We start from the raw sequence: 24769 nt of genomic DNA, 5'->3' as shown, positions 1-24769 counted from the left end.
GAATGCTCAGAGGTAACTCTTCTGACGGATTCCTTTACCACTCAGCCTGCAATATCACCCGGCATCAGATGTTCCTGAACCTTTTCGCTACGCGACTGGATTAACTGCCCCTTGTCATCGAAGCGCAGAACAATCAGCCAATCGTAAACATCGACCGGCCATTTCGGCTGGCCGATCAGTGCCGGGCCGTCTCCACCGAACGCCGCAATCAGTTTGTTGATATGGCTGTGGTGCCAGGCGATCAACACGGTTTTCGCCTGATTATTCTTGCGCAGCGAGCTGACCAGTTTGTCGACGTCGTTATTGGCGTAGGGCTGCTCGATCGGCAGTTGCAGGCGTTGGGACAGTGGAATCAGCGTCTGTCGCGGGCGGATGCTTTCCGGGCTGTCAGCGGTAGCGATCAGACGTTGAGGCGTGAGTGTCTGGTCATCCAGTTGCAACGAGGTGAAATAGTCCGCGTAAGCGGCGGCGCGCTGTTCGCCCCGGGCATTGAGTTCTCGGCCGACATCAGGCTTTTCCGCATGGCGGACGATCAATACGGTGACATTGCGCAGGCCTGGTGCTGCAGAACCTTGGGCGAAGCTCAGTGCCAACACTGAAACAGTCACCGCGGCGACCATCAACAGCCTGGGCAATAGCCTGCGAACTTTCGGGGTCATCGTTTATCTCGAGATATCAGTCGATCTGTAGATCGCGAGTCTAAGTCACAACGTCCCGAGCGCGACAAAAACGCCCTGTTCTTACAGCTGAGCGACAGGTTCGTAAAGGAACACGCGACATCCAACATTTTCCGCTATTTGCTCGATGCGAACCGGTGCTATTTTCGGTAACGAAACTGTAACATTCGCATCCGCAGTCAAAACAAGAAATCTGGAGCTCTTGAATGTTTGCTTTCTTTCGTCCTGCCGCACATCAGGCTCCATTGCCTGAAGAAAAAATAGACAGCACGTACCGACGCCTGCGCTGGCAGATCTTCGCCGGTATTTTCTTTGGCTACGCGGGTTACTACCTGCTGCGCAAAAACTTCTCGCTGGCCATGCCGTACCTGATCGACGAAGGCTACAGCCGCGGCGATCTGGGTCTGGCGATGTCGGCAATCGCCATTGCCTACGGTCTTTCCAAGTTCCTCATGGGCCTGGTGTCCGACCGTTCCAACCCGCGTTACTTCCTGCCGTTCGGCCTGCTGGTGTCGGCCGGTGTGATGTTCATTTTCGGTTTCGCACCTTGGGCAACGTCCAGCGTGACCATGATGTTCATCCTGCTGTTCATCAACGGCTGGGCCCAGGGCATGGGTTGGCCGCCAAGTGGCCGGACCATGGTGCACTGGTGGTCGCAGAAGGAACGTGGTGGCGTGGTGTCCGTGTGGAACGTGGCGCATAACGTCGGCGGCGGTCTGATCGGCCCGCTGTTCCTGCTCGGCATGGGCTTGTTCAACGACTGGCATGCAGCGTTCTACGTACCGGCAGCCGTGGCGTTGGGTGTGGCCGTGTTCGCGTTCATCACCATGCGCGACACCCCGCAATCGGTTGGCCTGCCGCCGATCGAGAAGTACAAGAACGACTACCCGGAAGGCTACGACGCCAGCCACGAAGACGAATTCAGTGCGAAAGAGATCTTCGTCAAATACGTGCTGCGCAACAAAATGCTCTGGTACATCGCCATGGCCAACGTCTTCGTCTACCTGCTGCGTTACGGCGTGCTGGACTGGGCGCCGACCTACCTGAAAGAAGCCAAGGGTTTCACCGTCGATAAAACCTCGTGGGCCTATTTCTTCTATGAGTGGGCGGGTATTCCGGGCACGCTGCTGTGCGGCTGGATGTCGGACAAGATCTTCCGTGGCAACCGTGGCCTGACCGGCATGGTGTTCATGGCGCTGGTGACCGTTGCGACCCTGGTTTACTGGCTGAACCCGGCCGGCAACCCGACCGTCGACATGATCGCGCTGTTCTCGATCGGCTTCCTGATCTACGGCCCGGTGATGCTGATCGGCCTGCAAGCGCTGGAACTGGCACCGAAGAAAGCCGCTGGCACCGCTGCCGGGTTTACCGGTCTGTTCGGTTATCTGGGTGGCTCGGTCGCGGCGAGTGCGGCGATGGGCTACACCGTTGACCATTTCGGCTGGGACGGTGGTTTCGTGCTGCTGGTGGGCGCTTGCCTGCTGGCGATGGCCTTCCTCGCCCCGACGCTATGGCACAAGCAAGTCGCCAGTCAGAGCCGTGAAGCGGTCGCTTGATCAGTCTGTGACTTACAGCGCTTGAGCCGCGCCTCCAGATTTCGATCTGGCATGGCGTGGCTGCGCAGGGCGTGTGCGGTCTGCTCGACATAATCGCGAGTGGTGCCGTAACGCCCGCTGGCGCTTTCGAACACCTGGCTCAGCACGTGATCCGGCAAGTTGCCGGCATAGCTGGGCAGGTGTCGCTCCAAAACGAATCCCAACGCCTGAACCTGACTGCCATCTTCGAGCCGGCAGTTGAGCCAGTGTGGCCGATAGGACGGCACCGGCATTTCGCGTTTCCACAAGGCGTACAGCGCAGTGTCGAGATTGTCTTCCGGCAAGCGATAGGCGAAGCCGCTGCACGAACCGCCACGATCCAGACCAAACACCAGACCGGGCATTTCCGGCGTCCCGCGGTGCTCGTGGGACCACAGGTACAAGCCGCGATGGTAGCCGTGCACGCGCCCCCGTACGCGTTCCACTGCCGAACATTCCGGCCGCCAGATCAGCGAACCGTACGCGAACAGCCACACCGGCCCGCCCTTGTGGCGCGCCATGGTCGATTGCATGGAAGCGAGAAGTTGTTCGTGCGTCAGCTGCGGCCCAAGATCGAGCCGCGGAGGGTAATTCAGATTCAGAAAAGCGTTTTCAATGGCACTCATGGCGAATAGCGTTCAGCTCCCCGCGGGTAAAGAATTACTTAATAGAACGCACCGCTGTAACAATAAGGCACATATGTTTTAAGGCAATTTGAGTGCCATGGCACAGTTCTTAATTGATTGCCTGATTGATATATAACCTAGCGGTATTTATGCAATTACATAAATACCGATCGGCTATATAGAGAGTTATAACGGATTCAGGAGCGGGGAGCGTAAGCGAACACGTCGGCACGCATTTGATGGGCGTCCATCCCGGCTTCGACCAATGCGTCCAGCGTGCCGTAGACCATGGCCGGCGAGCCGCTGGCATAGACGTGCAGCGGTTTCAGGTCAGGGAAGTCTTCACAGACCGCCTCGTGCAGCATGCCGCAGCGCCCTTCCCAACCGCATTGATCGCTGACGACTTTGTGCAGGAACAGATTGGGCAACTTCAGCCATTCATCCCAATGTTCGATCTCATAGAAATCTTCTGGGCGGCGCACGCCCCAGTACAGATGCACCGGGTGTTTGAAGCCGTTGGCGCGGCAGTGCTCGATCAGCGCATGAATCTGGCCCATGCCGGTGCCGGCGGCAACCAGCACCAGCGGTCCATCCGGCAATTCTGCCAAATGCGTGTCGCCGAACGGCAGCTCGACCCGCACCATCGCGTTGCGTTGCAGCTGTTCGATCAGGCTCAGTGCACTGGCTTCGCGCGCCAGCACATGGATTTCCAGATCACGCCCACCGTGCGGCGCCGAGGCCATGGAGAACGCTGACTTCTCACCGTTCTCACGCTCGATCATCAAGTACTGCCCGGCGTGATAACGCGGCGGCTTGCCCGCCGGCGCACGCAAACGCACGCGCCAGGTGTCGCCACCCACATCGCGGCATTCGATGACCTGACATGACAGGCTACGCACCGGCAGTTCTCCCAATGCGAGCACGCCATCCCACAGCAGGATGCAGTCTTCCAGCGGCTCGGCTATGCAAGTGTAGAACTCGCCGTGGTCATGCACCTTGCCGTCCTGCGCGACACTACCTTCAACCAGCAGCGCCGCACACACATGACAATTGCCGTTGCGGCAGCTTTGCGGGCATTCGTAGCCCAAGCGCCGCGCGCCGTCGAGAATCCGCTCACCGGGCTGTATCTCAAGCACTGCTCCGGAGGGCTGCAGGGTTACACGCATCAATCTATTCCTAACTGATTCCAGATGGCATCGATCCGTTGGGTGACGGCGTCGTCCTTGACGATCACGCGGCCCCACTCGCGAGTGGTTTCGCCCGGCCACTTGTGGGTGGCATCGAGGCCCATTTTCGAACCCAGGCCGGAGATCGGCGAGGCGAAGTCGAGGTAGTCGATCGGCGTGTTGTCGATCATCACCGTGTCGCGCTTGGGGTCCATGCGCGTGGTGATGGCCCAGATCACGTCGTTCCAGTCACGGGCGTTGATATCGTCGTCGGTGACGATAACGAACTTGGTGTACATGAACTGTCGCAAAAACGACCAGACACCGAGCATCACGCGCTTGGCATGGCCCGGATACGACTTCTTCATGGTCACGATGGCCATGCGGTACGAGCAGCCTTCCGGCGGCAGGTAGAAATCGGTGATCTCAGGGAATTGCTTCTGCAGGATCGGCACGAACACTTCGTTCAGCGCCACGCCGAGAATCGCCGGCTCATCCGGCGGACGGCCAGTGTAGGTGCTGTGGTAGATCGGTTTGATCCGGTGGGTGATGCGTTCGACGGTGAACACCGGGAAGCTGTCGACTTCGTTGTAGTAACCGGTGTGGTCGCCGTACGGGCCTTCGTCGGCCATTTCGCCCGGATGAATCACGCCTTCGAGGATGATCTCGGCAGTGGCCGGCACTTGCAGGTCGTTGCCCCGGCACTTGACCAGTTCGGTGCGGTTACCGCGCAAGAGACCGGCGAAAGCGTATTCGGAAAGGCTGTCCGGCACTGGCGTCACCGCGCCAAGGATGGTCGCCGGATCCGCACCCAGGGCCACGGACACCGGGAACGGCTGACCCGGATGCTTCTCGCACCACTCACGGAAGTCGAGGGCGCCGCCACGGTGGCTGAGCCAGCGCATGATCACCTTGTTGCGGCCGATCACTTGCTGACGGTAGATGCCGAGGTTCTGGCGCTCCTTGTTCGGGCCTTTGGTGACGGTCAGGCCCCAGGTGATCAACGGGCCGACGTCGCCGGGCCAGCAGGTCTGCACCGGCAGCATCGCCAGATCGACGTCGTCGCCTTCGATGACCACTTCCTGGCACACCGCGTCTTTGACGACTTTCGGCGCCATCGAGATGATCTTGCGGAAGATCGGCAGTTTCGACCACGCGTCTTTCAAGCCCTTCGGCGGCTCCGGCTCCTTGAGGAAGGCCAGCAGCTTGCCGATTTCACGCAGCTCGCTGACCGACTCGGCGCCCATGCCCATGGCTACCCGTTCAGGCGTACCGAACAGATTGCCGAGCACCGGAATGTCATAGCCAGTCGGTTTTTCGAACAGCAGCGCCGGGCCCTTGGCCCGCAGCGTGCGGTCGCACACCTCGGTCATCTCCAGCACCGGCGAGACGGGAATCTGGATGCGTTTCAACTCTCCGCGCTGCTCAAGCTGCTGCACGAAATCCCGAAGATCCTTGAATTTCATTGACGATGGCACCCTCAAAATAGGCGTACATCCTACCTGCTCTGACGGGCAAACAGCAGCCCGTCAGGCACCGGCATCGCTCAATTGTGCCTCGCGCCCAGCAGCAACGGTGCAAACAGCGGGCTCAGTCGGGCGCTGCCGACATCCGACAGGTGATCCTCATCCTTGTACTGCGAATGACCATTGACCTCGATACTGCAGATTCCGTTCGCACACATCAGCGGTGTTGGATCGATCACGTGAACCCCCGGATCGGCAGCGCTCATGGCGTCGAACAAGGTACTGAGGAACTGCTGTCGCGCCAGATGCTCTTCAAGCGGACGGCCCAGCCCCTCGGCCGAACGCCCGATGCGCGCCAGACTGGTCAACCGGTTGATGATGCCTTTACGTTGTAAAGGCACTTCTTTGAACAACCAGACTTGCGCGCCCGCCGCTCTCAGCGCGGCCACTCGCGCCTTGAGTGCAACGGCCATGCGTTGCTCGGCCTGGGCAGTAGTGTCGTGGGCGTTGAGCAGTACTTTTTTATCGCCGTCTTCACGGCCGTACACATAAAGGCTCCAGTTCGAGGCCAGCACTACGTCCTTGATACCCAGGCTGCGCACACGCTCCATGGTTTGTTCGTTGAAGTCTTTGCAACGCTGACGCGGATCATCGCTCAGAATCGGTGGGCAGGCGCTCATGCTGTACAGCCACACCGGACGTCCTTCGCGGCGGGCATTGCTTTCGATGGCCGGCAGCAACGCAGCGGTGTGGCTGTCGCCCCAGAACAATTGCGTGGCCGGGACATCCTCGCGCCCACCCACCAGGCATGCCTTGTCCAGCGACTTGTCCTGGGTGACCAACATGCACTTCATCTGCCCGGCGCGCCATTCCCGCGACTGTGCATATTCCAGCGCTTTGCCGGTCAGCCGTTGTGGCACACCGTCAGCTGAACGGATCGCCGAGCCCGTCGCCACCAACACGACAATCGCAGCCACAGCCCCGGCCAATATGGCGTTACGCCCGGCCAGCAGGCGTTTTTCCCGAAACGGCAACTCGACATAGCGCAGGCTCAGCCACGCCAGTCCCAGCGCCATGGCCATCCAGGCGAACGCCTCGACAGGCTGAATACCGTCGATGGAAATCGCGTTGGCGTAGACAAAGACCGGCCAATGCCACAGGTACAGCGAATAGGAGAGCAACCCGACCCAGACCAACGGCCGCAGGCTCAAGAGTTGCGCGGTCCAGCTCTGACCCTGCGCGCCCGACCAGATCAATGCCGTGGTACCCAGTACTGGCAGCAACGCCGCCCAGCCCGGAAACACCGTAGATTTGTCGAACGTAAACACCGCAAACAGCACGGCAGCCAGACCCGTGATGCCAACCGTTTGATACAACCACGGGCGCACCGCCTGCTTCGGCGCCGGTGTCACCGCGAGCATCGCGCCGCAGAGCAGCTCCCAGGCCCGGGTCGGCAGCGAGAAGAAGGTGAATTCCGGTTTGTGTTCGATATACGCGATATTCAAGCCGAACGACACCAGCAACACCGCGAACAACATCCAGCGCCAATGCCGGACATAACGGATCAGCACCGCCATCAGCAGCGGAAAGAAGATGTAGTACTGCTCTTCTACCGCCAGCGACCAGGTATGCAGCAGCGGCTTCAGATCGGAGGCCGGCTGGAAGTAGCCATCCTCACGCATGAACAGGATGTTGGAGATGAACAATGACTGATAGCGCACTGTTCGCCCAAGTTCGGAGAAGTCCTTGGCCGTCAGCAGCAGCCAGCCCAGCGCCAACGTGACCAGCATGACCACGCTCAGCGCAGGAATGATGCGACGGGCACGGCGCGCCCAGAAATCAATGAACCTGAAGCGCTGTGCGCTGATTTCTCGGAACAGAATGGTGGTGATCAGGAATCCGGAAATGACGAAAAAGACGTCCACCCCGACAAATCCGCCACTGAATGTACTGAATCCGAAATGAAACAGTACGACAGGAATAACCGCCAGTGCCCGTAATCCGTCGATATCACGGCGATTGCCAAACGTGTGCATGAAAACCTTTCTCTTTTTGGATACAGCGTCCCTGGAAAGCGCGAAAGTTATCAGCAGCGTACATTTCAATCCAGACACAAATAATCCGGCGCAAAAAAAAACGCCCCTTTCGGGGCGTTCTTTTTCAAACCGCTTACGTATTACTTGCGCTTCATCGACAAGAAGAACTCGTCGTTGGTCTTGGTCGTTTTCAGCTTGTCGACCAGGAACTCGATGGCAGCCACTTCGTCCATCGGGTGCAGCAGCTTGCGCAGAATCCACATGCGCTGCAGTTCGTCGTCGGCGGTCAGCAACTCTTCGCGGCGGGTGCCGGAGCGGTTGATGTTGATCGCAGGGAACACGCGCTTCTCGGCGATCTTGCGATCCAGAGGCAGTTCCATGTTGCCGGTACCCTTGAACTCTTCGTAGATCACTTCGTCCATCTTCGAGCCGGTTTCAACCAGCGCGGTGGCGATAATGGTCAGCGAGCCGCCTTCTTCGATGTTCCGCGCAGCACCGAAGAAACGCTTTGGCTTCTCCAGAGCGTGGGCATCGACACCACCGGTCAATACCTTGCCGGAGCTCGGGATCACGGTGTTGTAGGCACGGGCCAGACGGGTGATGGAGTCGAGCAGGATCACCACGTCCTTCTTGTGCTCGACCAGGCGCTTGGCCTTCTCGATCACCATTTCAGCAACCTGCACGTGACGGGTCGGCGGCTCGTCGAAGGTCGAGGCAACCACTTCGCCGCGCACGGTGCGCTGCATTTCGGTCACTTCTTCCGGACGTTCGTCGATCAGCAGCACGATCAGGTGAACTTCAGGGTTGTTACGGGCGATGTTCGCTGCAATGTTTTGCAGCATGATCGTTTTACCGGCTTTCGGCGGTGCAACGATCAGACCGCGCTGGCCTTTGCCGATCGGGGCGCACAGGTCGATTACACGACCGGTCAAGTCTTCGGTGGAACCGTTACCGGCTTCCATCTTCATGCGCACGGTCGGGAACAGCGGGGTCAGGTTCTCGAAGAGAATCTTGTTTTTCGCGTTCTCGGGACGATCGAAGTTGATCGTGTCGACCTTGAGCAGAGCGAAATACCGCTCGCCTTCCTTCGGAGGGCGGATCTTGCCAACGATGGTGTCACCGGTGCGCAAGTTGAAGCGGCGGATCTGGCTTGGCGAGACGTAGATATCGTCCGGGCCGGCCAGGTAGGAAGCGTCAGCGGAGCGCAGGAAGCCGAAGCCGTCCTGGAGAATCTCCAGCACGCCATCACCGGAGATTTCCTCGCCGCTTTTCGCGTGCTTTTTCAGCAGGGAGAAAATCACGTCCTGCTTGCGCGAACGGGCCATATTTTCTATGCCCATCTGTTCGGCCAATTCGAGCAGTTCGGTAATCGGCTTTTGCTTGAGTTCAGTCAGATTCATATAGGAATGACGTAATCATTTATGGAGGGGGGGAAATTAAGCTTTTGGCTTAATGAGGCCGCGCCGCGGAGAAGGCGACAGGATCGCGAACTAATTCGAAAAGGAGTGCGTCGGCGACGGCTAGCAGGGGGCAATGGAGAAACCAGTGCGGGGCCGAATGTACCACCTGAGTTTCAGAGCGTCTAGCCCTGAATACGCAAAAAGCCCCGCTATTTTGCGGGGCTTTTTTTCAGGCACTTTACAGCGACGCTTAGATGTTGGCGTCGAGGAAAGCAGCCAGTTGCGACTTCGACAGGGCGCCGACTTTGGTCGCTTCAACGTTGCCGTTCTTGAACAGCATCAGGGTCGGGATACCACGCACGCCGTGCTTGGCCGGGGTTTCCTGGTTCTCGTCGATGTTCAGTTTGGCAACGGTCAGCTTGCCTTTGTAAGTCTCGGCAATCTCGTCCAGTACCGGAGCGATCATTTTGCAAGGACCGCACCATTCAGCCCAGTAATCGACCAGGACAGCGCCTTCGGCCTTGAGTACGTCGGCTTCGAAGCTAGCGTCGCTAACGTGTTTGATAAGATCGCTGCTCATGGAATTCTCCAGGTTGTAAGCAAAAAAACGTGGCCCATCATAGCCGCCCTTCCCCTGTTCAGGAAGCCGCAGTTGATTGAGTCTTGCTATGGCACTCGATGAGTTTGGGTATAGCTCAAGTCACGCCGTGGCGGGGGCGATGAAGGAAATTCCGGTACGCAGGGCGGCGTTGCGCACGTGTTCCTGCATGGCTTTTTGCGCAGCAGCAGAGGCCCGGCGAGCGAGGGCGCGGAGGATCTTGCGGTGTTCCTGCCAGGTTTCCATGGCGCGTTCGGCACGGATGAACGGTAGTTTCTGGCTCTCCAAGAACATTTCAGCGCTGGCCGTAAGGATGCTCAGCATCGCCTGATTGCCGCTGGCCAGCAGAATGCGTCGGTGGAACTCGAAGTCGAGTTTCGCCGCCGCGTCAAAGTCGCCGGCCTTCAACTGATCGCGCATGGCCGCGACATTGTCTTCCAGCGCATCCAGATCGAACGTGCTCAACGTCACCGCCGCCAGCCCCGCCGCAAATCCTTCCAGCGCATAGCGCAGTTGAAAGATGTCCAGTGGCGACGCCTGCGCCGCGAACGACCAGCCCGGTGCGTTTTCGCCACGCGACAATTCCACTGGCGACTGCACGAACACGCCCTTGCCCGGCTGAATGCTGACCACACCCAGCGCACTCAGCGACGACAACGCCTCACGCAACGACGCCCGACTCACGCCCAATTGCAGCGCCAGATCCCGTTGCGACGGCAAGGCATCACCCGCGCCGAAACCCTGCTCGGTGATCAGTTTGCGGATCGCTTGCAGCGCCACTTCGGGTACCGCACGGGAAATCGAATTCATGTTTTTTCAGACGCGCCAGGCCAATGTGCGGCTAGTTGTAAAGCTATTCGCCGAGTCCGGCAAGTCGTGCCCCAGCGGGGTTCGGTGCTGCGGAGCGATGCGCGATAGCGGTGCGAAAAACAACCTGACTGTTCAGACCAGTAAGACCGAACAAACCCGCTGAAACCGCGGCCTGCCACGACGAAAGCCACGTATTGGCACGGCCCATGCTCTGTCCGAACGCAGAAATCACTTCCCGCCGATCCGGAGATTGTTCATGACCAAGCGTTACAGCGCCCTCCTCGCCGCCCTGTTTTCCTCTTTGTTGCTCAGCCAGGCTCCCGCTCACGCCGACGGTCTGGACGACGTGGTCAAGCGCGGCACGTTGAAAGTCGCCGTGCCCCAGGACTTCCCGCCATTCGGCTCGGTCGGCCCGGACATGAAACCTCGTGGTCTGGACATCGACACGGCGAAATTGCTGGCCGATCAACTCAAGGTCAAACTCGAACTGACCCCGGTCAACAGCACCAACCGCATTCCGTTCCTGACCACCGGCAAGGTCGACCTAGTGATCTCCAGCCTCGGCAAAAACCCCGAGCGCGAGAAAGTCATCGACTTCTCCCGCGCTTATGCACCGTTCTACCTCGCCGTGTTCGGCCCGCCAGACGCGGCGATCGCCAGCCTCGACGACCTCAAGGGCAAGACCATCAGCGTCACCCGTGGCGCCATCGAAGACATCGAACTGACCAAGGTCGCCCCCGAAGGCGTGACCATCAAACGCTTCGAAGACAACAACTCGACCATCGCCGCTTACCTCGCCGGCCAGGTCGACCTGATCGCCAGCGGCAACGTAGTGATGGTCGCGATCAGCGAGAAGAACCCGAAACGCGTGCCGGCGTTGAAAGTGAAGCTCAAGGATTCGCCGGTCTACGTCGGCGTGAACAAGAACGAAGCGGCGCTGCTGGCCAAGGTCAACGACATCCTGACCACCGCCAAGGCTGACGGCGCACTGGAAAAGAATTCGCAGACCTGGCTGAAAGAGCCGCTGCCGGCCGATCTCTGATCGACTGCGCGGGAGACCTTCATGGCTTATCAGTTCGATTTCATGCCGGTGGTGCAGAACACCGACCTGCTGTTGCGCGGGGCGCTGTTCACCCTTGAGCTGACGGCCATCGGCGCGTTGCTCGGGGTTGGCGTCGGGATTGTCGGGGCACTGGTGCGAGCGTGGAACATCCGCCCGTTCTCGGCGATCTTCGGCGTCTACGTCGAGTTGATCCGCAACACGCCGTTTCTGGTGCAGTTGTTCTTCATCTTCTTCGGTTTGCCGTCGCTTGGCGTGCAGATTTCCGAGTGGCAAGCGGCGGTGCTGGCGATGGTGATCAACCTCGGCGCCTATTCGACCGAGATCATTCGCGCCGGCATTCAGGCGATCCCGCGCGGGCAACTGGAAGCCGCAGCGGCATTGGCGATGACGCGCTTCGAGGCGTTCCGCCATGTGGTGCTGCTGCCGGCGCTGGGCAAGGTCTGGCCGGCGCTGAGCAGCCAGATCATCATCGTCATGCTCGGCTCGGCGGTGTGTTCGCAGATCGCCACCGAAGAGTTGAGTTTTGCCGCCAACTTCATTCAATCGCGCAACTTCCGCGCCTTTGAAACCTATGCGCTGACCACGCTGCTCTACCTGTGCATGGCGCTGCTGATCCGCCAGTTGCTGAACTGGATCGGCCGGCGCTACATCAGCAGGAGCCGCGCATGAGCGATTTCACCTTCTGGGACATCCTGCGCAACCTGCTCACCGGCCTGCAATGGACATTGGCATTGTCGCTGGTGGCGTTCATTGGCGGCGGGATTGTCGGGTTGCTGATCCTGATCATGCGCATTTCGAAAAATACGCTGTCTAGCAGCATCGCCCGCACCTGGATCGAGCTGTTCCAAGGCACGCCACTGCTGATGCAGCTGTTTCTGGTGTTCTTCGGCGTAGCGCTGGCCGGGATCGAAATCTCGCCGTGGATGGCCGCAGCGATTGCCCTGACCTTGTTCACCAGCGCCTATCTGGCAGAGATCTGGCGCGGCTGCGTCGAGTCGATCTCCAATGGCCAGTGGGAAGCCTCGGCGAGTCTGGCGCTCAATCCGCTGGAGCAACTGCGCTATGTGATCCTGCCGCAAGCACTGCGCATCGCCGTGGCACCGACCGTGGGCTTCTCGGTGCAAGTGGTCAAAGGCACCGCCGTGACCTCGATCATCGGCTTTACCGAGCTGACCAAGACCGGCGGCATGCTCGCCAACGCCACGTTTGAACCGTTCATGGTCTACGGCCTCGTCGCCCTCGGCTACTTCCTGCTCTGCTACCCCTTGTCCCTCAGTGCGCGCTACCTGGAAAGGAGACTGCATGCCTCTGCTTAGAATTTCCGCCCTGCATAAATACTACGGCGATCACCACGTGCTCAAAGGCATCGACCTCAGCGTCGAGGAAGGCCAGGTGGTAGCAATCATCGGCCGCAGCGGCTCGGGCAAATCCACCCTGCTGCGTACGCTTAATGGTCTGGAGTCAATCAACGACGGCGTGATCGAAGTCGACGGCGAATACCTCGACGCCGCCCGCGCCGATCTGCGCAGCCTGCGGCAGAAAGTCGGCATGGTGTTTCAGCAATTCAACCTGTTCCCGCACCTGACCGTCGGCGAAAACGTGATGCTCGCGCCGCAAGTGGTGCAGAAAGTGCCGAAAGCCAAAGCGGCGGAACTGGCGCGCGAGATGCTCGAGCGCGTGGGTCTTGGGGAAAAGTTTGATGCGTTCCCGGATCGACTCTCTGGCGGTCAGCAGCAGCGCGTGGCGATTGCCCGGGCGCTGGCGATGTCGCCGAAGGTTTTGCTCTGCGACGAAATCACCTCGGCGCTCGACCCGGAACTGGTCAATGAAGTGCTCAGCGTCGTGCGGCAACTGGCCAAGGAAGGCATGACGCTGATCATGGTCACCCACGAAATGCGCTTTGCCCGCGAGGTGGGAGACAAATTGGTGTTCATGCACCATGGCAAGGTGCATGAGGTGGGGGATCCGAAGGTGTTGTTTGCCAATCCGCAGACGGCGGAGCTGGCAAACTTTATTGGCACGGTTGAAGCGACAGCCTGAATCTGCCTCATCCTGATCGTTCCCACGCTCCGCGTGGGAATGCAGCCAGGGACGCTCCGCGTCCCGAAAGCGGACGCAGAGCGTCCGGTGAGGCATTCCCACGCAGAGCGTGGGAACGATCAGGTTCGGGGGGCGCGCTCCGGCGGTTTGAACCATGCGCGTTGGCGCCAGCGTTTGATCGTGGCACGATGTCGGGGTTATCGACCGAGACCCCCTGACCATGCCGCAATCCCAAGCCAAGAATCTGTCCCTGATCGCCGCAATCGACCTGGGCTCGAACAGCTTTCACATGGTCGTGGCCAAGGCCCAGAACGGCGAAATCCGCATTCTCGAGCGCCTCGGCGAGAAGGTTCAACTGGCTGCCGGCATCGACGATGAGCGCAAGCTCAACGAAGAATCGATGCAGCGCGGCCTCGATTGCCTCAAGCGCTTTGCCCAACTGATCAACGGTATGCCGCTCGGCGCCGTGCGCATCGTTGGCACCAACGCTTTGCGTGAAGCGCGCAACCGCCTCGAATTCATCCACCGCGCCGAAGAAATCCTCGGCCACCCGGTGGAAGTCATTTCCGGCCGTGAAGAAGCGCGTCTGATCTATCTGGGCGTATCGCACACCCTCGCCGACACCCCGGGCAAACGTCTGGTCGCCGACATCGGCGGCGGCAGTACCGAGTTCATCATCGGCCAGCGTTTCGAGCCGCTGCTGCGTGAAAGCCTGCAAATGGGCTGCGTCAGCTTCACCCAACGCTATTTCAAGGACGGCAAGATCACCCCGGCCCGCTACGCCCAGGCGTACACCGCAGCACGGCTGGAGATCATGAGCATCGAACACGCCCTGCACCGCCTGACCTGGGATGAAGCCATCGGTTCCTCGGGCACCATCCGCGCCATCGGCCTGGCACTAAAGGCCGGCGGTCATGGCACTGGCGAAGTGAATGCCGAAGGTCTGGCCTGGTTGAAGCGTCGGCTATTCAAGCTCGGCGACGTCGACAAGATCGACTTTGAAGGCATCAAGCCGGACCGCCGAACAATCTTCCCGGCAGGTCTGGCGATTCTCGAGGCGATTTTCGACGCCCTCGAACTGCAACGCATGGATCACTGCGACGGCGCCCTGCGTGAGGGCGTGCTCTACGACCTGCTCGGTCGCCATCATCATGAAGACGTGCGCGAACGTACGTTAACTTCGCTGATGGAGCGCTATCACGTCGATCTGGAGCAGGCGGCGCGTGTGGAACGCAAAGCCTTGCACGCGTTCGATCAGGTCGCGGTGGACTGGGAACTGGATGACGGTATCTGGCGCGAACTCCTCGGCTGGGCGGCGAAAGTGCACGAAGTCGGCCTCGACATCGCTCACTATCACTATCACAAGCACGGCGCTTACCTGATCGAACACTCGGACCTCGCCGGCTTCTCCCGCGAAGACCAGCAGATGCTCGCGCTATTGGTGCGCGGCCACCGCCGCAACATTCCCAAGGACAAGTTTGCCGATTTCGGTGACGACGGCGACAAGCTGATTCGCCTGTGCGTATTGCTGCGCTTTGCGATCCTGTTCCATCACATTCGTGGCACGCAGGCGATGCCGCAGGTGGTGTTGCACGCTAAGGGCAACACTTTGGATGTGGAATTCCCGGAGAACTGGCTGGATGAGAATCAACTGACTCAGGCGGATTTCGGGCTTGAGGCGGATTGGCTGACGCGGGTGGGGATTGTGCTGACTGTTCACTGAGTTAAATCTTAGGCGCAAAAAAGGCGATCCTTCTGGATCGCCTTTTTTATAGGGTTCGACTTGAGAGCGGAGGTGAACCTTCCCCTCACCCCAGCCCTCTCCCGAGGGAGAGGGAGCCGATTTGTGGACTTTTCAAAACCTGAGTTCGACTCGATTTCTCAGGTCGGCGTATAGCGTGAGACACCTCGGTCAGTCCCCTCTCCCTCCGGGAGAGGGCTAGGGTGAGGGGCTCTTTTGCTCTTGGCTTTAGCTGCTCACCGGCAATATCGGGCTACCCAACCGCTCCAGCAACGTCGCCTGCGCACTCCTCGGGTTCTGGTTACCGGTCGGCGTGTTGCGGATGTAACGACCGTCCGACTGCAAGCTCCAGCTATGAGTGTTATCAGTCAGATACAGCTCCAGCTCTTTCTTCACCCGGGTCAGCAGTTTTTTGCCTTCGACCGGGAAGCAAGTCTCGACGCGCTTGTCGAGGTTGCGCTCCATCCAGTCGGCGCTGGAGAGGAACATCTGCTCGTCGCCGCCATTGAGGAAGTAGAACACCCGCGTGTGCTCAAGGAAGCGGCCGATGATCGAGCGCACATGAATGTTGTGCGAAACCCCGGCAATCCCCGGACGCAGACAGCACATGCCGCGCACCACCAGATCGATGCGCACGCCTGACTGGCTGGCCTTGTACAGCGCGCGAATGATCTTCGGATCGGTCAGCGAGTTGAACTTGGCAATGATGTGCGCCGGCTTGCCTTCGACGGCGAACTGGGTTTCGCGGGCAATCATGTCGAGCATGCCCTTCTTCAGAGTAAACGGCGCATGCAGCAGCTTCTTCATGCGCAGGGTTTTACCCATGCCGATCAACTGGCTGAACAGTTTGCCGACGTCTTCGCATAAAGCGTCGTCGGAGGTCAGCAAGCTGTAGTCGGTGTACAGCTTGGCGTTACCGGCGTGGTAGTTACCGGTGCCGAGATGCGCGTAACGGACGATTTCGCCGGCCTCACGCCGCAGGATCAGCATCATCTTGGCGTGGGTCTTGAAGCCGACCACGCCGTAGATCACCACCGCACCGGCCGCTTGCAGACGGCTGGCCAGTTGCAGGTTGGACTCTTCGTCGAACCGCGCACGCAGCTCGATGACCGCCGTGACTTCCTTGCCGTTACGCGCGGCATCCACCAGCGCATCGACGATCTCGGAGTTGGCGCCGGAGCGGTACAGGGTCTGGCGTACAGCGAGAACGTGCGGGTCTTTCGCGGCTTGACGCAGCAGGTCGACCACCGGGGTGAACGACTCGAACGGGTGCAGCAGCAGAATGTCCTGCTTGCTGACTACGCTGAAGATGTTTTCGCTGTTCTGCAGCAGTTTCGGGATCTGCGGGGTGAACGGCGTGTATTGCAGCTCCGGATGGCTGTCCAGACCGGTGATGCTGAACAGCCGCGTCAGGTTGACCGGGCCGTTGACCTGATACAGCTCGCTCTCGCTCAGGTTGAACTGCTTGAGCAGATAGTCCGAAAGGTGTTTCGGGCAAGTGTCAGCGACTTCCAGACGCACCGCATCGCCGTAGCGGCGCGAGAACAACTCGCCACGCAGGGCGCGGGCCAGGTCTTCGACGTCTTCGGAGTCGAGCGCGAGGTCGGCGTTTCGGGTCAGACGGAACTGGTAGCAGCCCTTGACCTTCATCCCCTGGAACAGATCATCGGCGTGGGCGTGGATCATCGACGACAGGAACACATAGTTGTCGCCGGGGCCACCAACTTCTTCCGGCACCTTGATGATCCGTGGCAGCAGGCGCGGCGCCGGGATGATCGCCAGACCGGAGTCGCGACCGAAGGCGTCGATACCTTCCAGCTCGACAATGAAGTTCAGGCTCTTGTTCACCAGCAACGGGAACGGGTGCGTCGGGTCGAGGCCGATCGGGGTGATGATCGGTGCGATCTCGTCACGGAAATAGCGGCGCACCCAGGTCTTGATCTTGACCGTCCAGTGGCGGCGACGGATGAAGCGCACTTGGTGCTTTTCCAGCTCCGGCAACAGAATGTCGTTGAGGATCGCGTACTGACGATCGACGTGACCATGGACCAGCTCGCTGATCCGCGCCAGCGCTTGATGCGGCTGCAAGCCGTCAGCACCGGCCTGTTCACGGGCGAAGGTAATCTGCTTCTTCAGGCCGGCGACGCGAATTTCAAAGAATTCGTCAAGGTTGCTGGAGAAGATCAGCAGGAACTTCAGGCGTTCCAGCAACGGATAGGACTCGTCCAGCGCCTGTTCCAGCACGCGGATATTGAATTGCAGTTGCGAAAGCTCACGGTGGATGTACAGGCTGCTGTCATCCAGGCCCGGTATCGCAATCACTGGCGCCGCCGCGACAGGTTCGGCGACGGGCGCGGGTGGCGCAGGCTCCAGCTCCGGCGGGGTCTCGGTGATTTGCTCGACCACCGGTTGAGCTTCTTTTACTGCAACTTCCGTGAGTCCTTCGGTATTCATTGAATGTTCCTGGGAGGGCTATTTCTGCTCTCGTAACAATTGAGCGGCGCGGACAGCAAAGTAAGTCAGGATGCCATCAGCGCCGGCACGTTTAAAGGCGGTCAGTGATTCGACAATCACCGCCTCGCTCAACCAGCCATTCTGGATCGCCGCCATGTGCATGGCGTATTCGCCGCTGACCTGATAGACGAAGGTCGGCACTTTGAAGGCATCTTTTACCCGGAAAAGAATGTCCAGATACGGCATGCCCGGTTTGACCATGACCATGTCCGCGCCTTCAGACAAGTCCGCACCGACTTCGTGCAGCGCTTCGTCGCTGTTGGCCGGGTCCATCTGATAGGAGGCCTTGTTGGCCTTGCCAAGGTTCGAGGCTGAACCCACGGCATCGCGGAACGGGCCGTAATAGGCGCTGGCGTACTTGGCCGAGTAAGCCATGATCCGCACGTTGACGTGACCGGCGATTTCCAGTGCTTCGCGGATTGCCTGAATGCGACCATCCATCATGTCCGACGGCGCGACAACCTGAGCGCCGGCTTCGGCATGGGACAAGGCCTGACGGACCAGCGCGTCGACGGTGATGTCGTTCTGTACGTAGCCTTCTTCGTCGAGAATGCCGTCCTGACCGTGGGTGGTGAACGGATCAAGCGCAACGTCGGTGATCACCCCCAGTTCCGGGAAACGCTCTCGCAGCGCGCGGGTGGCGCGCTGGGCGATGCCTTGAGGATTCCAGGCTTCGGCGGCGTCGAGGGATTTCAATTCAGGTGGAGTGACCGGGAACAGCGCCAGCGCCGGAATCCCCAGTTCGACCCACTTCGCAGCCTCTTCGAGCAACAGATCGATAGTCAACCGCTCTACACCGGGCATCGAGGCCACGGCTTCGCGGCGGTTTTCACCGTCGAGCACGAACACCGGCAGGATCAGGTCATCGACCGTCAGCACATTTTCCCGCACCAGCCGACGCGAAAAATCATCACGACGATTGCGGCGCAGGCGTGTGGCAGGGAACAGACGATTGGCAGGGGTAAAGCTCACGGCGGACTCCTGAGCCCGCGCAAACGGGCGAGCGTGACAGTTATAGACGGCCATTATGACGAACAGATGACAGTTATGTGTGCCCCGTGACATGTAGCCGCATTCCATTGTCAGTGTAGGAATTGTTCACGTCGAGACACATTTGGACACTTTCATGAATGTGTCCGAAGGGTTAGGCTGCGCGTTCATTTCGCCAGCACCCAGACAATGCTCCAACAATTTCTGCATGACTTTGGCTACTTTGCCTTGTTCCTCGGCACGTTTTTCGAAGGCGAAACCATTCTGGTGCTCGCGGGCTTCCTCGCGTTCCGTGGATACATGGACATCAATATGGTGGTGGTCGTGGCGTTCTTCGGCAGCTATGCCGGTGATCAGCTGTGGTATTTCCTGGGGCGCAAGCACGGACGCAAATTGCTCGCGCGCAAACCGCGCTGGCAGATGATGGGCGACCGCGCGCTGGAGCACATTCGCAAGCATCCGGACATCTGGGTTCTGAGCTTCCGCTTCGTCTATGGCTTGCGCACAGTGATGCCAGTGGCGATCGGTCTGTCGGGTTATCCGCCGGGGCGTTATCTGCTGCTCAACGGCATCGGTGCAGCGATCTGGGCGACCGCGCTGGCCGCTGCGGCTTACCACTTCGGGGCGGTGCTGGAAGGCATGCTCGGCAGTATCAAGAAGTACGAGCTGTGGGTGTTGGGTGCATTTCTGGTGCTGGGCGTTGGCCTGTGGCTGCGCCGTCGTTTCAAGAATGCCCGTCTCGCCAGGCAGGTCTACGCCGACGAGCAAGCCGCAAAAGCTGCACTGCTGAATCAAGCTGAAGTGAGCAAACCTGCCGAACCGAAGACGCCAGCCGAGTAACTCGCTGGCGACTGGCGTACAGCCCTGTGCACTGCGCGGGCTGGCCGCCTCTTTCAGTCATTTATCCCCCTCTGCGCTAGCGGACTTCCGTTCGTCAGCGGCGTTCTCACGCCAAAAATCACCCGCTCATCACGCAACAGACTTGCCAAATAATGAACACCCCGCCGTTGTTGCGATCCATGTAGAAAGCGCTCCATGCAGGTGCAGCCGCGACTTGGGCCTATGGCAACGCGCGACAATTTAGTGGACATTTAGCGCCATGAATCTGGAGAGAAACCCATGAGCAAAAAAGTTGCAGTGATCCTGTCCGGCAGTGGCGTGTACGACGGCGCCGAGATCCATGAAAGCGTCATCACCCTGCTGCGCCTCGACCAACGCGGCGCGCAGGTGCAGTGCTTCGCCCCGAACATCGCGCAATTGCATGTGATCAATCACCTGACCGGCGAAGAAATGCCCGAGTCGCGCAACGTCCTGGTGGAATCAGCGCGGATTGCCCGCGGCAACATCAAGGACATCCGCGAAGCCGACGTCGACGACTTCGATGCGCTGATCGTGCCGGGTGGGTTTGGTGCGGCGAAGAACCTTTCGAACTTTGCCGTTGAAGGCGCAGGCTGCAGCGTGCAGCCGGAAGTGTTGGCACTGGCCGAGGCATTTGCCGAAGCGGGCAAACCGGTGGGCCTGATGTGCATTTCCCCGGCATTGGCGGCGAAGATCTATGGCCCGGGCGTGACCTGCACCATCGGCAACGACGCCGACACGGCCACGGCAATGAACAAGATGGGCGCCACCCATGAAGATTGTGCGGTAACGGAAATCATCGAAGACAAGGCGCGCAAACTGGTGACGACCCCGGCTTACATGCTGGCGCAGAACATCAGTGAGGCGGCTTCGGGGATCAACAAGCTCGTGGATCGCGTCCTCGAACTGACCCACGAAAACGACGCCTGACACGGTCTACTGTAGGAGTGAGCCTGCTCGCGATGGCGGTGTATCAGGCACATATCTGTTGAATGACCGACCGCTATCGCGAGCAGGCTCACTCCTACAAGGGGATTTGTGTAGGGCTTAAGGTTTGCGCGTCAGGCGGGTGAGGATCCGGTCCAGCGCATTGGCAAACGCTTGTTTCTCGCGATCGCCAAACGGTGCAGGTCCACCGCTCATCTGGCCTTGTTCACGCAGGTCAGTGAACAGATTGCGCACGGCCAGGCGCTCGCCCATGTTCTGCGCATCGAACTCCTTGCCACGCGGATCCAGCGCCGCGACACCCTTCTTCACCAAGCGATCGGCCAATGGAATATCGCTGCAAATCACCAGCTCACCCGGTACCGCGTGCTCGACCAGATAATCGTCTGCCGCATCCGGGCCGCTCGGCACCACGATCAACTTGACGATGGCCAGCCCCGGTTTGATCTGCGGCTGCCCGGCCACCAGCACCACTTCAAACTGACGCTTGAGCGCAAACTTCACCACCAGATCCTTCGCCGCCCGTGGGCAGGCGTCGGCATCGATCCATACACGCATTTTTCTAACCTCCAAAAACAATTCGCGAGCAGGCTCGCTCCCACAGAATACACACCGTCCCTGTGGGAGCGAGCCTGCTCGCGAATGTGAGCGCAGCGAATGCTGTTAAGCGACTACCCGTCGCTTCTCAGCCATCCAACTGCGCCCATACAACACAGCAATCGCCAGAATCGCCACCGCCTGCGCCGTCAGCGAATAGGCATCGGCATGAATCCCCAGCCAATCGAATTCAAAGAACGCCACCGGCCGCGTGCCGAAGATCCCGGCTTCCTGCAACGCCTTCACGCCATGCCCGGCAAACACCACCGACAACGCGCAGAGCAGCGCCGCGTTGATGCTGAAGAACAGCGTCAGCGGCAGTTTCGCCGAACCGCGCAGAATCACCCACGCCAGCCCCACCAGCAGCACCAGCGCCGTCGCACCGCCGGCGAGTACCGCGTCATGCCCGGCCGGGCCGGCCTGCAGCCACAGGGTTTCGTAGAACAGGATCACTTCGAACAACTCGCGGTACACCGAGAAGAACGCGAGGATCGCGAAGCCGAAACGCCCGCCGCCGCCAACCAGGCTGCTCTTGATGTAATCCTGCCAAGCCGCGGCATGGCGACGGTCGTGCATCCACACGCCCAGCCACAAGACCATGACACTGGCGAACAGCGCCGTCGCACCTTCGAGCAGTTCACGCTGCGAACCGCTGACGTCGATCACATACGCCGCCAGCGCCCAGGTGCCCAAACCCGCCAGCAGCGCGAGGCCCCAACCGACGTTGACGCTGCGCACCGCCGATTGCTGGCCGGTGTTGCGCAGGAACGCGAGGATCGCCGCCAGCACCAGAATCGCTTCCAGGCCTTCGCGCAGCAGAATCAGTAAACCGGAGATGTAGCTCAGCGACCAGCTCAGACCATCGCTGCCAAGCAACCCGGCGGACTCTTTCAACTTCGCCTTGGCCGCGTCCAGACGCTGCTCGGCCTGCTCGACCGGTAAGCCGTCCTGCAACGATTGCCGGTACGCCATCAGCGATTTTTCAGTGTCCTTGCGCACGTTGGCGTCGACGTTATCCAGCGAGCTCTCGACCAGTTCGAAGCCTTCCAGATACGCCGCGACCGACAGGTCGTAAGCCTGATCGTGTTCGCCGGCGCGGTAAGCGGCGAGGCTCTTGTCCAGCGTTGCGGCGGTGTAGTCGAGCAACTGCGCCGGGCCACGCTTGACCTGCGGCGGCTGCCCGCGTTGCGCACGGAACGTCGCCGCCGCTTGCGGGCCTTCGGCAGCCTGCACTTCGGCCGGGGTCTGGCGGGCCAGATCGGCGATGTTATAGGTCTTCTCGGCTTTGGCCGCCGCCGGATCGGCGCTGAAACCGGCGATGTAAGTCGCCAGATCCCAACGCTGGCGATCATCGAGCTGATCGGCAAACGCCGGCATGTCGGTGCCTTCGACGCCTTGGCCGAGGGTGTTGTAGATCGCGTACAGGCTCAGGTGATCCAACCGCGCCGCATCACGCAGATTGGCCGGTGCCGGGGTCATGCCGAGTCCCGCCGGGCCATCACCGGCGCCGCTGTCACCGTGGCACACCGAGCAATTCTGCGCATAGAGCGGTGCGCCGCGAGTCGGATCCGGAGTGATGATCGGTGCCTGGCTGACTTCATACGCCACCGCCAGTTGCGCGCCCAGTTGCCGCGCCTGACGGGCCACTTCGGCGCCGTCCTGCTTCGCGGTGATCGCTGCCTTCAATGCGCTGACACCTTGCTCCAACGCAGCTTTTTCAGGCTTGGCCGGCATGCCGGCGATCAAGCCTTGCAGCGCTTGGGTGAACTCCAGTTGCTCGCGATATTCGGAGTCATCGACCACCTTGCCTGCGGCTACCGTCGGCGGGTAGTCGGCGCTGATGTAGTCGAGCAGGTGCAGCGCTTGCGGTGCGCCTTCCACGGTATCGGCCAGCAGATTGAAGCTGCTCAGGGCAAACAGCGGGAACACCAGCCAGGCCAGAAAACGGGACGAGGCAGTCATGGAGGATTCTCAAATGGAAATGCGAAGTTACATATTGTTCACTTCGAACGCGTTTCCCTCAAGCTTTGTCGACGTAGCGCCACACATGACGCAAGCCATCGGCCTACAAAAATGCCACATCACTTAGCCACTATTGCACCCTATACTGCGCGACCTGTCGCATTTCCCGCTCAAGGATGAACCCCTTTCATGCGCCATCGCTTGCACTTGCCCCTGTTGATCGCCGCCGTTGTGCACCTGAGCGGCTGCGGTGCGTATCGCAATTACGATCTGGAACTGCAACAGACCACCGATCAGTTCAAGGCCGGCAACATCAACAGCACCCTGTCCGTGATCGAGGCGAACAACCCGGCTGCGGAAAAAGACCTGCTCTACTATTTCGAAAAGGGCACTGTACTGAGTGCCGGCGGCGAGTTTGCGCAGAGCCAGACAACCTGGCGCAGCGCCGAGCAGATGATCATCGAGCGCCAGGACACCATTGAAACCACCGGCGACAAGTTGCTCGCCGCCATGGGCGATCACTGGGGCAGCATCATCAATGACAAGCTGCGCCGCTACGATGGCTACGACTACGAAAAAGTCATGCTCACCACGCAAATGGCCCTCAACCAACTGGCCTTGAATGACTTTGACGGCGCCCGTGCCGACATCAAGAAAACCCACGAGCGCGAAGCGCTTATAGCCCGCCAGCGGGAGCTGGAATACGAGCGTGTCGAAGAAGCGGCCAAGGCCCAGGGCGCGCGCGTGCATTACAAGGATCTGCAGGGTTACCCCGTGGTAATGCTCGAATCGCCTGCGGTGATTGCTCTGAAAAACGGTTACCAAAGTGCATTCAGTCACTATCTCGCCGGCTTCACTTACGAAGCGCTGGGCGAGAAAGATCTGGCAGCGCCCGGCTATCGTCAGGCAATAGAACTGCGTCCGGACATGGCGTTTTTCCAACAGGCATTGCGCGACCTCGACAGCCCTGGCTTGAAGGCAGACGAAAGCGATGTACTGATCATCGTGCAGAGCGGCCTGGCGCCGGCCCGAAGCTCCGTGCGCGTGCCCTACCCGGTGAAGCTCGCGGACGGGCAAGTCATCGTTGCCAATGTTTCGTTTCCTGTGATGGTTCCCGACACCTCGACCCCGGCATTCAATCAAGTGGCTATTGATGGTCGTCAGAAAAAGCTGACTGCGGTCAACAGCATTACCGACATGTCCCTGCGCACCCTGCGTGACGACATGCCGGGCATTATCCAGCGCACAACCTATCGGGCATTTCTGGCGGCCGATGTTCAGGCTACGGACAATCGACGCGATCCGAGCAAAGCCTCCTACGTCACGCACTGGGATGGCTTCGAGCAGGCCGACACCCGCACCTGGCGCACCCTGCCCAACCTCACCCAGGTTGTGCGGCTACGCCTGAAAAAAGGTGACCACCTGATCAGCCTGCCTAACGCGTCCGGGGCTGCGCCACTGAAAATCCGTATCGACCAGAACCGCCAGGTTATCGGCCTGCGTGCCTTGGGTGATCGGGTGTTTGCCAATGGCAGCGCATTTCAGTCGGATGGGGCGCCGGCAAAGAGCGTGGTATCCAACCTGAAATAAGTAATGGCACCAAACTAACAAGTGCGATTAAAAAGCTATTACATAGCCATCACCGCCTGCTTATAATGCCGCGCCCGCGTTATTGCGATCGGGCATTAAAGCTCCTCTAGTTATGA

Annotated in this window: 21 protein-coding genes; 9 read left to right on the top strand and 12 right to left on the bottom strand. The window is 59.9% G+C overall.

Translation table 11 applies throughout. The annotated features are described in order from the left end of the window. Window positions 1–41: 41 nt before the first annotated feature. Entirely contained in the window at window positions 42–659 is a 618-nt protein-coding gene (locus ACOYXJ_RS10760) for a flagellar basal body-associated protein FliL (protein WP_095119867.1), read from the bottom strand. Between the two features lie 224 nt (window positions 660–883). Here ACOYXJ_RS10760 and glpT point away from each other — a divergent pair, with 224 nt between their 5' ends. Next, window positions 884–2233 carry a glycerol-3-phosphate transporter gene (glpT, locus tag ACOYXJ_RS10755; protein WP_016985912.1) on the top strand — a complete coding sequence of 450 codons (1350 nt, stop codon included), beginning with the start codon at window positions 884–886 and terminating at the stop codon, window positions 2231–2233. Here the strand turns inward: glpT and ACOYXJ_RS10750 are convergent. The 7 genes from ACOYXJ_RS10750 to ACOYXJ_RS10720 form a co-directional block, all read right to left on the bottom strand. Next, the gene (locus tag ACOYXJ_RS10750; protein ID WP_150793751.1) at window positions 2209–2877 is read right to left on the bottom strand and encodes a gamma-glutamylcyclotransferase; all 669 of its coding nucleotides are present in this window, start codon (window positions 2875–2877) and stop codon (window positions 2209–2211) included. The genes glpT and ACOYXJ_RS10750 overlap by 25 nt on opposite strands. 197 nt (window positions 2878–3074) lie before the next feature. After that, complete coding sequence (locus ACOYXJ_RS10745; protein ID WP_034151997.1) at window positions 3075–4043, bottom strand: CDP-6-deoxy-delta-3,4-glucoseen reductase; 969 nt, start codon at window positions 4041–4043, stop codon at window positions 3075–3077. Continuing rightward, window positions 4043–5509 carry a 4-hydroxy-3-polyprenylbenzoate decarboxylase gene (gene ubiD / locus ACOYXJ_RS10740; RefSeq protein WP_008081413.1) on the bottom strand — a complete coding sequence of 489 codons (1467 nt, stop codon included), beginning with the start codon at window positions 5507–5509 and terminating at the stop codon, window positions 4043–4045. The genes ACOYXJ_RS10745 and ubiD overlap by 1 nt, the downstream gene beginning before the upstream one ends. A gap of 80 nt (window positions 5510–5589) precedes the next feature. Next, window positions 5590–7545, bottom strand: coding sequence for an acyltransferase family protein (locus ACOYXJ_RS10735; protein ID WP_460369382.1), 1956 nt, complete (start codon window positions 7543–7545; stop codon window positions 5590–5592). A 140-nt stretch (window positions 7546–7685) separates the two neighbouring features. Next, the gene (rho, locus tag ACOYXJ_RS10730; protein ID WP_003229334.1) at window positions 7686–8945 is read right to left on the bottom strand and encodes a transcription termination factor Rho; all 1260 of its coding nucleotides are present in this window, start codon (window positions 8943–8945) and stop codon (window positions 7686–7688) included. A 250-nt stretch (window positions 8946–9195) separates the two neighbouring features. Next, complete coding sequence (trxA, locus tag ACOYXJ_RS10725) at window positions 9196–9525, bottom strand: thioredoxin TrxA (protein WP_003206727.1); 330 nt, start codon at window positions 9523–9525, stop codon at window positions 9196–9198. 120 nt (window positions 9526–9645) lie between these two features. Further along, window positions 9646–10353, bottom strand: a complete 708-nt coding sequence (locus tag ACOYXJ_RS10720; protein WP_460369380.1) for a FadR/GntR family transcriptional regulator — start codon at window positions 10351–10353, stop codon at window positions 9646–9648. Window positions 10354–10609: 256 nt separating this feature from the next. Between ACOYXJ_RS10720 and ACOYXJ_RS10715 the strand changes: the two genes are divergently transcribed. The 5 genes from ACOYXJ_RS10715 to ppx all read left to right on the top strand — a co-directional run bounded on the left by ACOYXJ_RS10715 (window position 10610) and on the right by ppx (window position 15179). Then, the gene (locus ACOYXJ_RS10715) at window positions 10610–11395 is read left to right on the top strand and encodes a transporter substrate-binding domain-containing protein (protein WP_007911166.1); all 786 of its coding nucleotides are present in this window, start codon (window positions 10610–10612) and stop codon (window positions 11393–11395) included. Window positions 11396–11416: 21 nt separating this feature from the next. Then, window positions 11417–12085, top strand: a complete 669-nt coding sequence (locus ACOYXJ_RS10710) for an amino acid ABC transporter permease (protein ID WP_460369378.1) — start codon at window positions 11417–11419, stop codon at window positions 12083–12085. Beyond that, window positions 12082–12732 (top strand): amino acid ABC transporter permease, encoded by a 651-nt coding sequence (locus tag ACOYXJ_RS10705; RefSeq protein WP_460369376.1) that lies wholly within the window; start codon window positions 12082–12084, stop codon window positions 12730–12732. Before ACOYXJ_RS10710 ends, ACOYXJ_RS10705 begins: the two co-directional genes overlap by 4 nt. Then, window positions 12719–13456, top strand: a complete 738-nt coding sequence (locus ACOYXJ_RS10700) for an amino acid ABC transporter ATP-binding protein (RefSeq protein ID WP_007911148.1) — start codon at window positions 12719–12721, stop codon at window positions 13454–13456. The genes ACOYXJ_RS10705 and ACOYXJ_RS10700 overlap by 14 nt, the downstream gene beginning before the upstream one ends. Window positions 13457–13676: 220 nt before the next feature. Then, a complete protein-coding gene (gene ppx, locus ACOYXJ_RS10695; RefSeq protein WP_016985904.1) occupies window positions 13677–15179 on the top strand; it encodes an exopolyphosphatase in 1503 nt (500 codons plus the stop codon). 246 nt (window positions 15180–15425) lie between these two features. Here ppx and ppk1 read toward each other — a convergent pair whose 3' ends face one another. Both ppk1 and hemB read right to left on the bottom strand, forming a co-directional pair. Beyond that, complete coding sequence (gene ppk1, locus ACOYXJ_RS10690) at window positions 15426–17651, bottom strand: polyphosphate kinase 1 (protein ID WP_038359078.1); 2226 nt, start codon at window positions 17649–17651, stop codon at window positions 15426–15428. An 18-nt stretch (window positions 17652–17669) separates the two neighbouring features. Beyond that, window positions 17670–18683: a porphobilinogen synthase gene (gene hemB / locus ACOYXJ_RS10685; RefSeq protein WP_077574993.1), complete on the bottom strand. Its 1014-nt coding sequence runs from the start codon at window positions 18681–18683 to the stop codon at window positions 17670–17672. A gap of 207 nt (window positions 18684–18890) precedes the next feature. On the opposite strand from hemB, the gene ACOYXJ_RS10680 reads away from it, so the two are divergent. After that, on the top strand, window positions 18891–19541 hold the full coding sequence (locus ACOYXJ_RS10680) for a DedA family protein (protein WP_150730804.1): 651 nt from the start codon (window positions 18891–18893) through the stop codon (window positions 19539–19541). 279 nt (window positions 19542–19820) lie between these two features. Next, window positions 19821–20489, top strand: a complete 669-nt coding sequence (gene elbB / locus ACOYXJ_RS10675) for an isoprenoid biosynthesis glyoxalase ElbB (protein ID WP_038359087.1) — start codon at window positions 19821–19823, stop codon at window positions 20487–20489. Between the two features lie 117 nt (window positions 20490–20606). Here elbB and ACOYXJ_RS10670 read toward each other — a convergent pair whose 3' ends face one another. Continuing rightward, the gene (locus tag ACOYXJ_RS10670; RefSeq protein ID WP_007911138.1) at window positions 20607–21062 is read right to left on the bottom strand and encodes a YaiI/YqxD family protein; all 456 of its coding nucleotides are present in this window, start codon (window positions 21060–21062) and stop codon (window positions 20607–20609) included. A 105-nt stretch (window positions 21063–21167) separates the two neighbouring features. Beyond that, window positions 21168–23063, bottom strand: a complete 1896-nt coding sequence (locus ACOYXJ_RS10665; protein ID WP_460369372.1) for an FTR1 family protein — start codon at window positions 23061–23063, stop codon at window positions 21168–21170. 189 nt (window positions 23064–23252) lie between these two features. On the opposite strand from ACOYXJ_RS10665, the gene ACOYXJ_RS10660 reads away from it, so the two are divergent. Then, window positions 23253–24653 (top strand): COG3014 family protein, encoded by a 1401-nt coding sequence (locus ACOYXJ_RS10660; RefSeq protein WP_460369370.1) that lies wholly within the window; start codon window positions 23253–23255, stop codon window positions 24651–24653. Window positions 24654–24769 lie beyond the last annotated feature (116 nt).

The sequence above is a fragment of the Pseudomonas sp. Tul2A7 genome, assembly GCF_054790505.1.
Note: the sequence above shows the minus strand (reverse complement) of the source record. Positions and strands in the feature narration are given on the sequence as shown.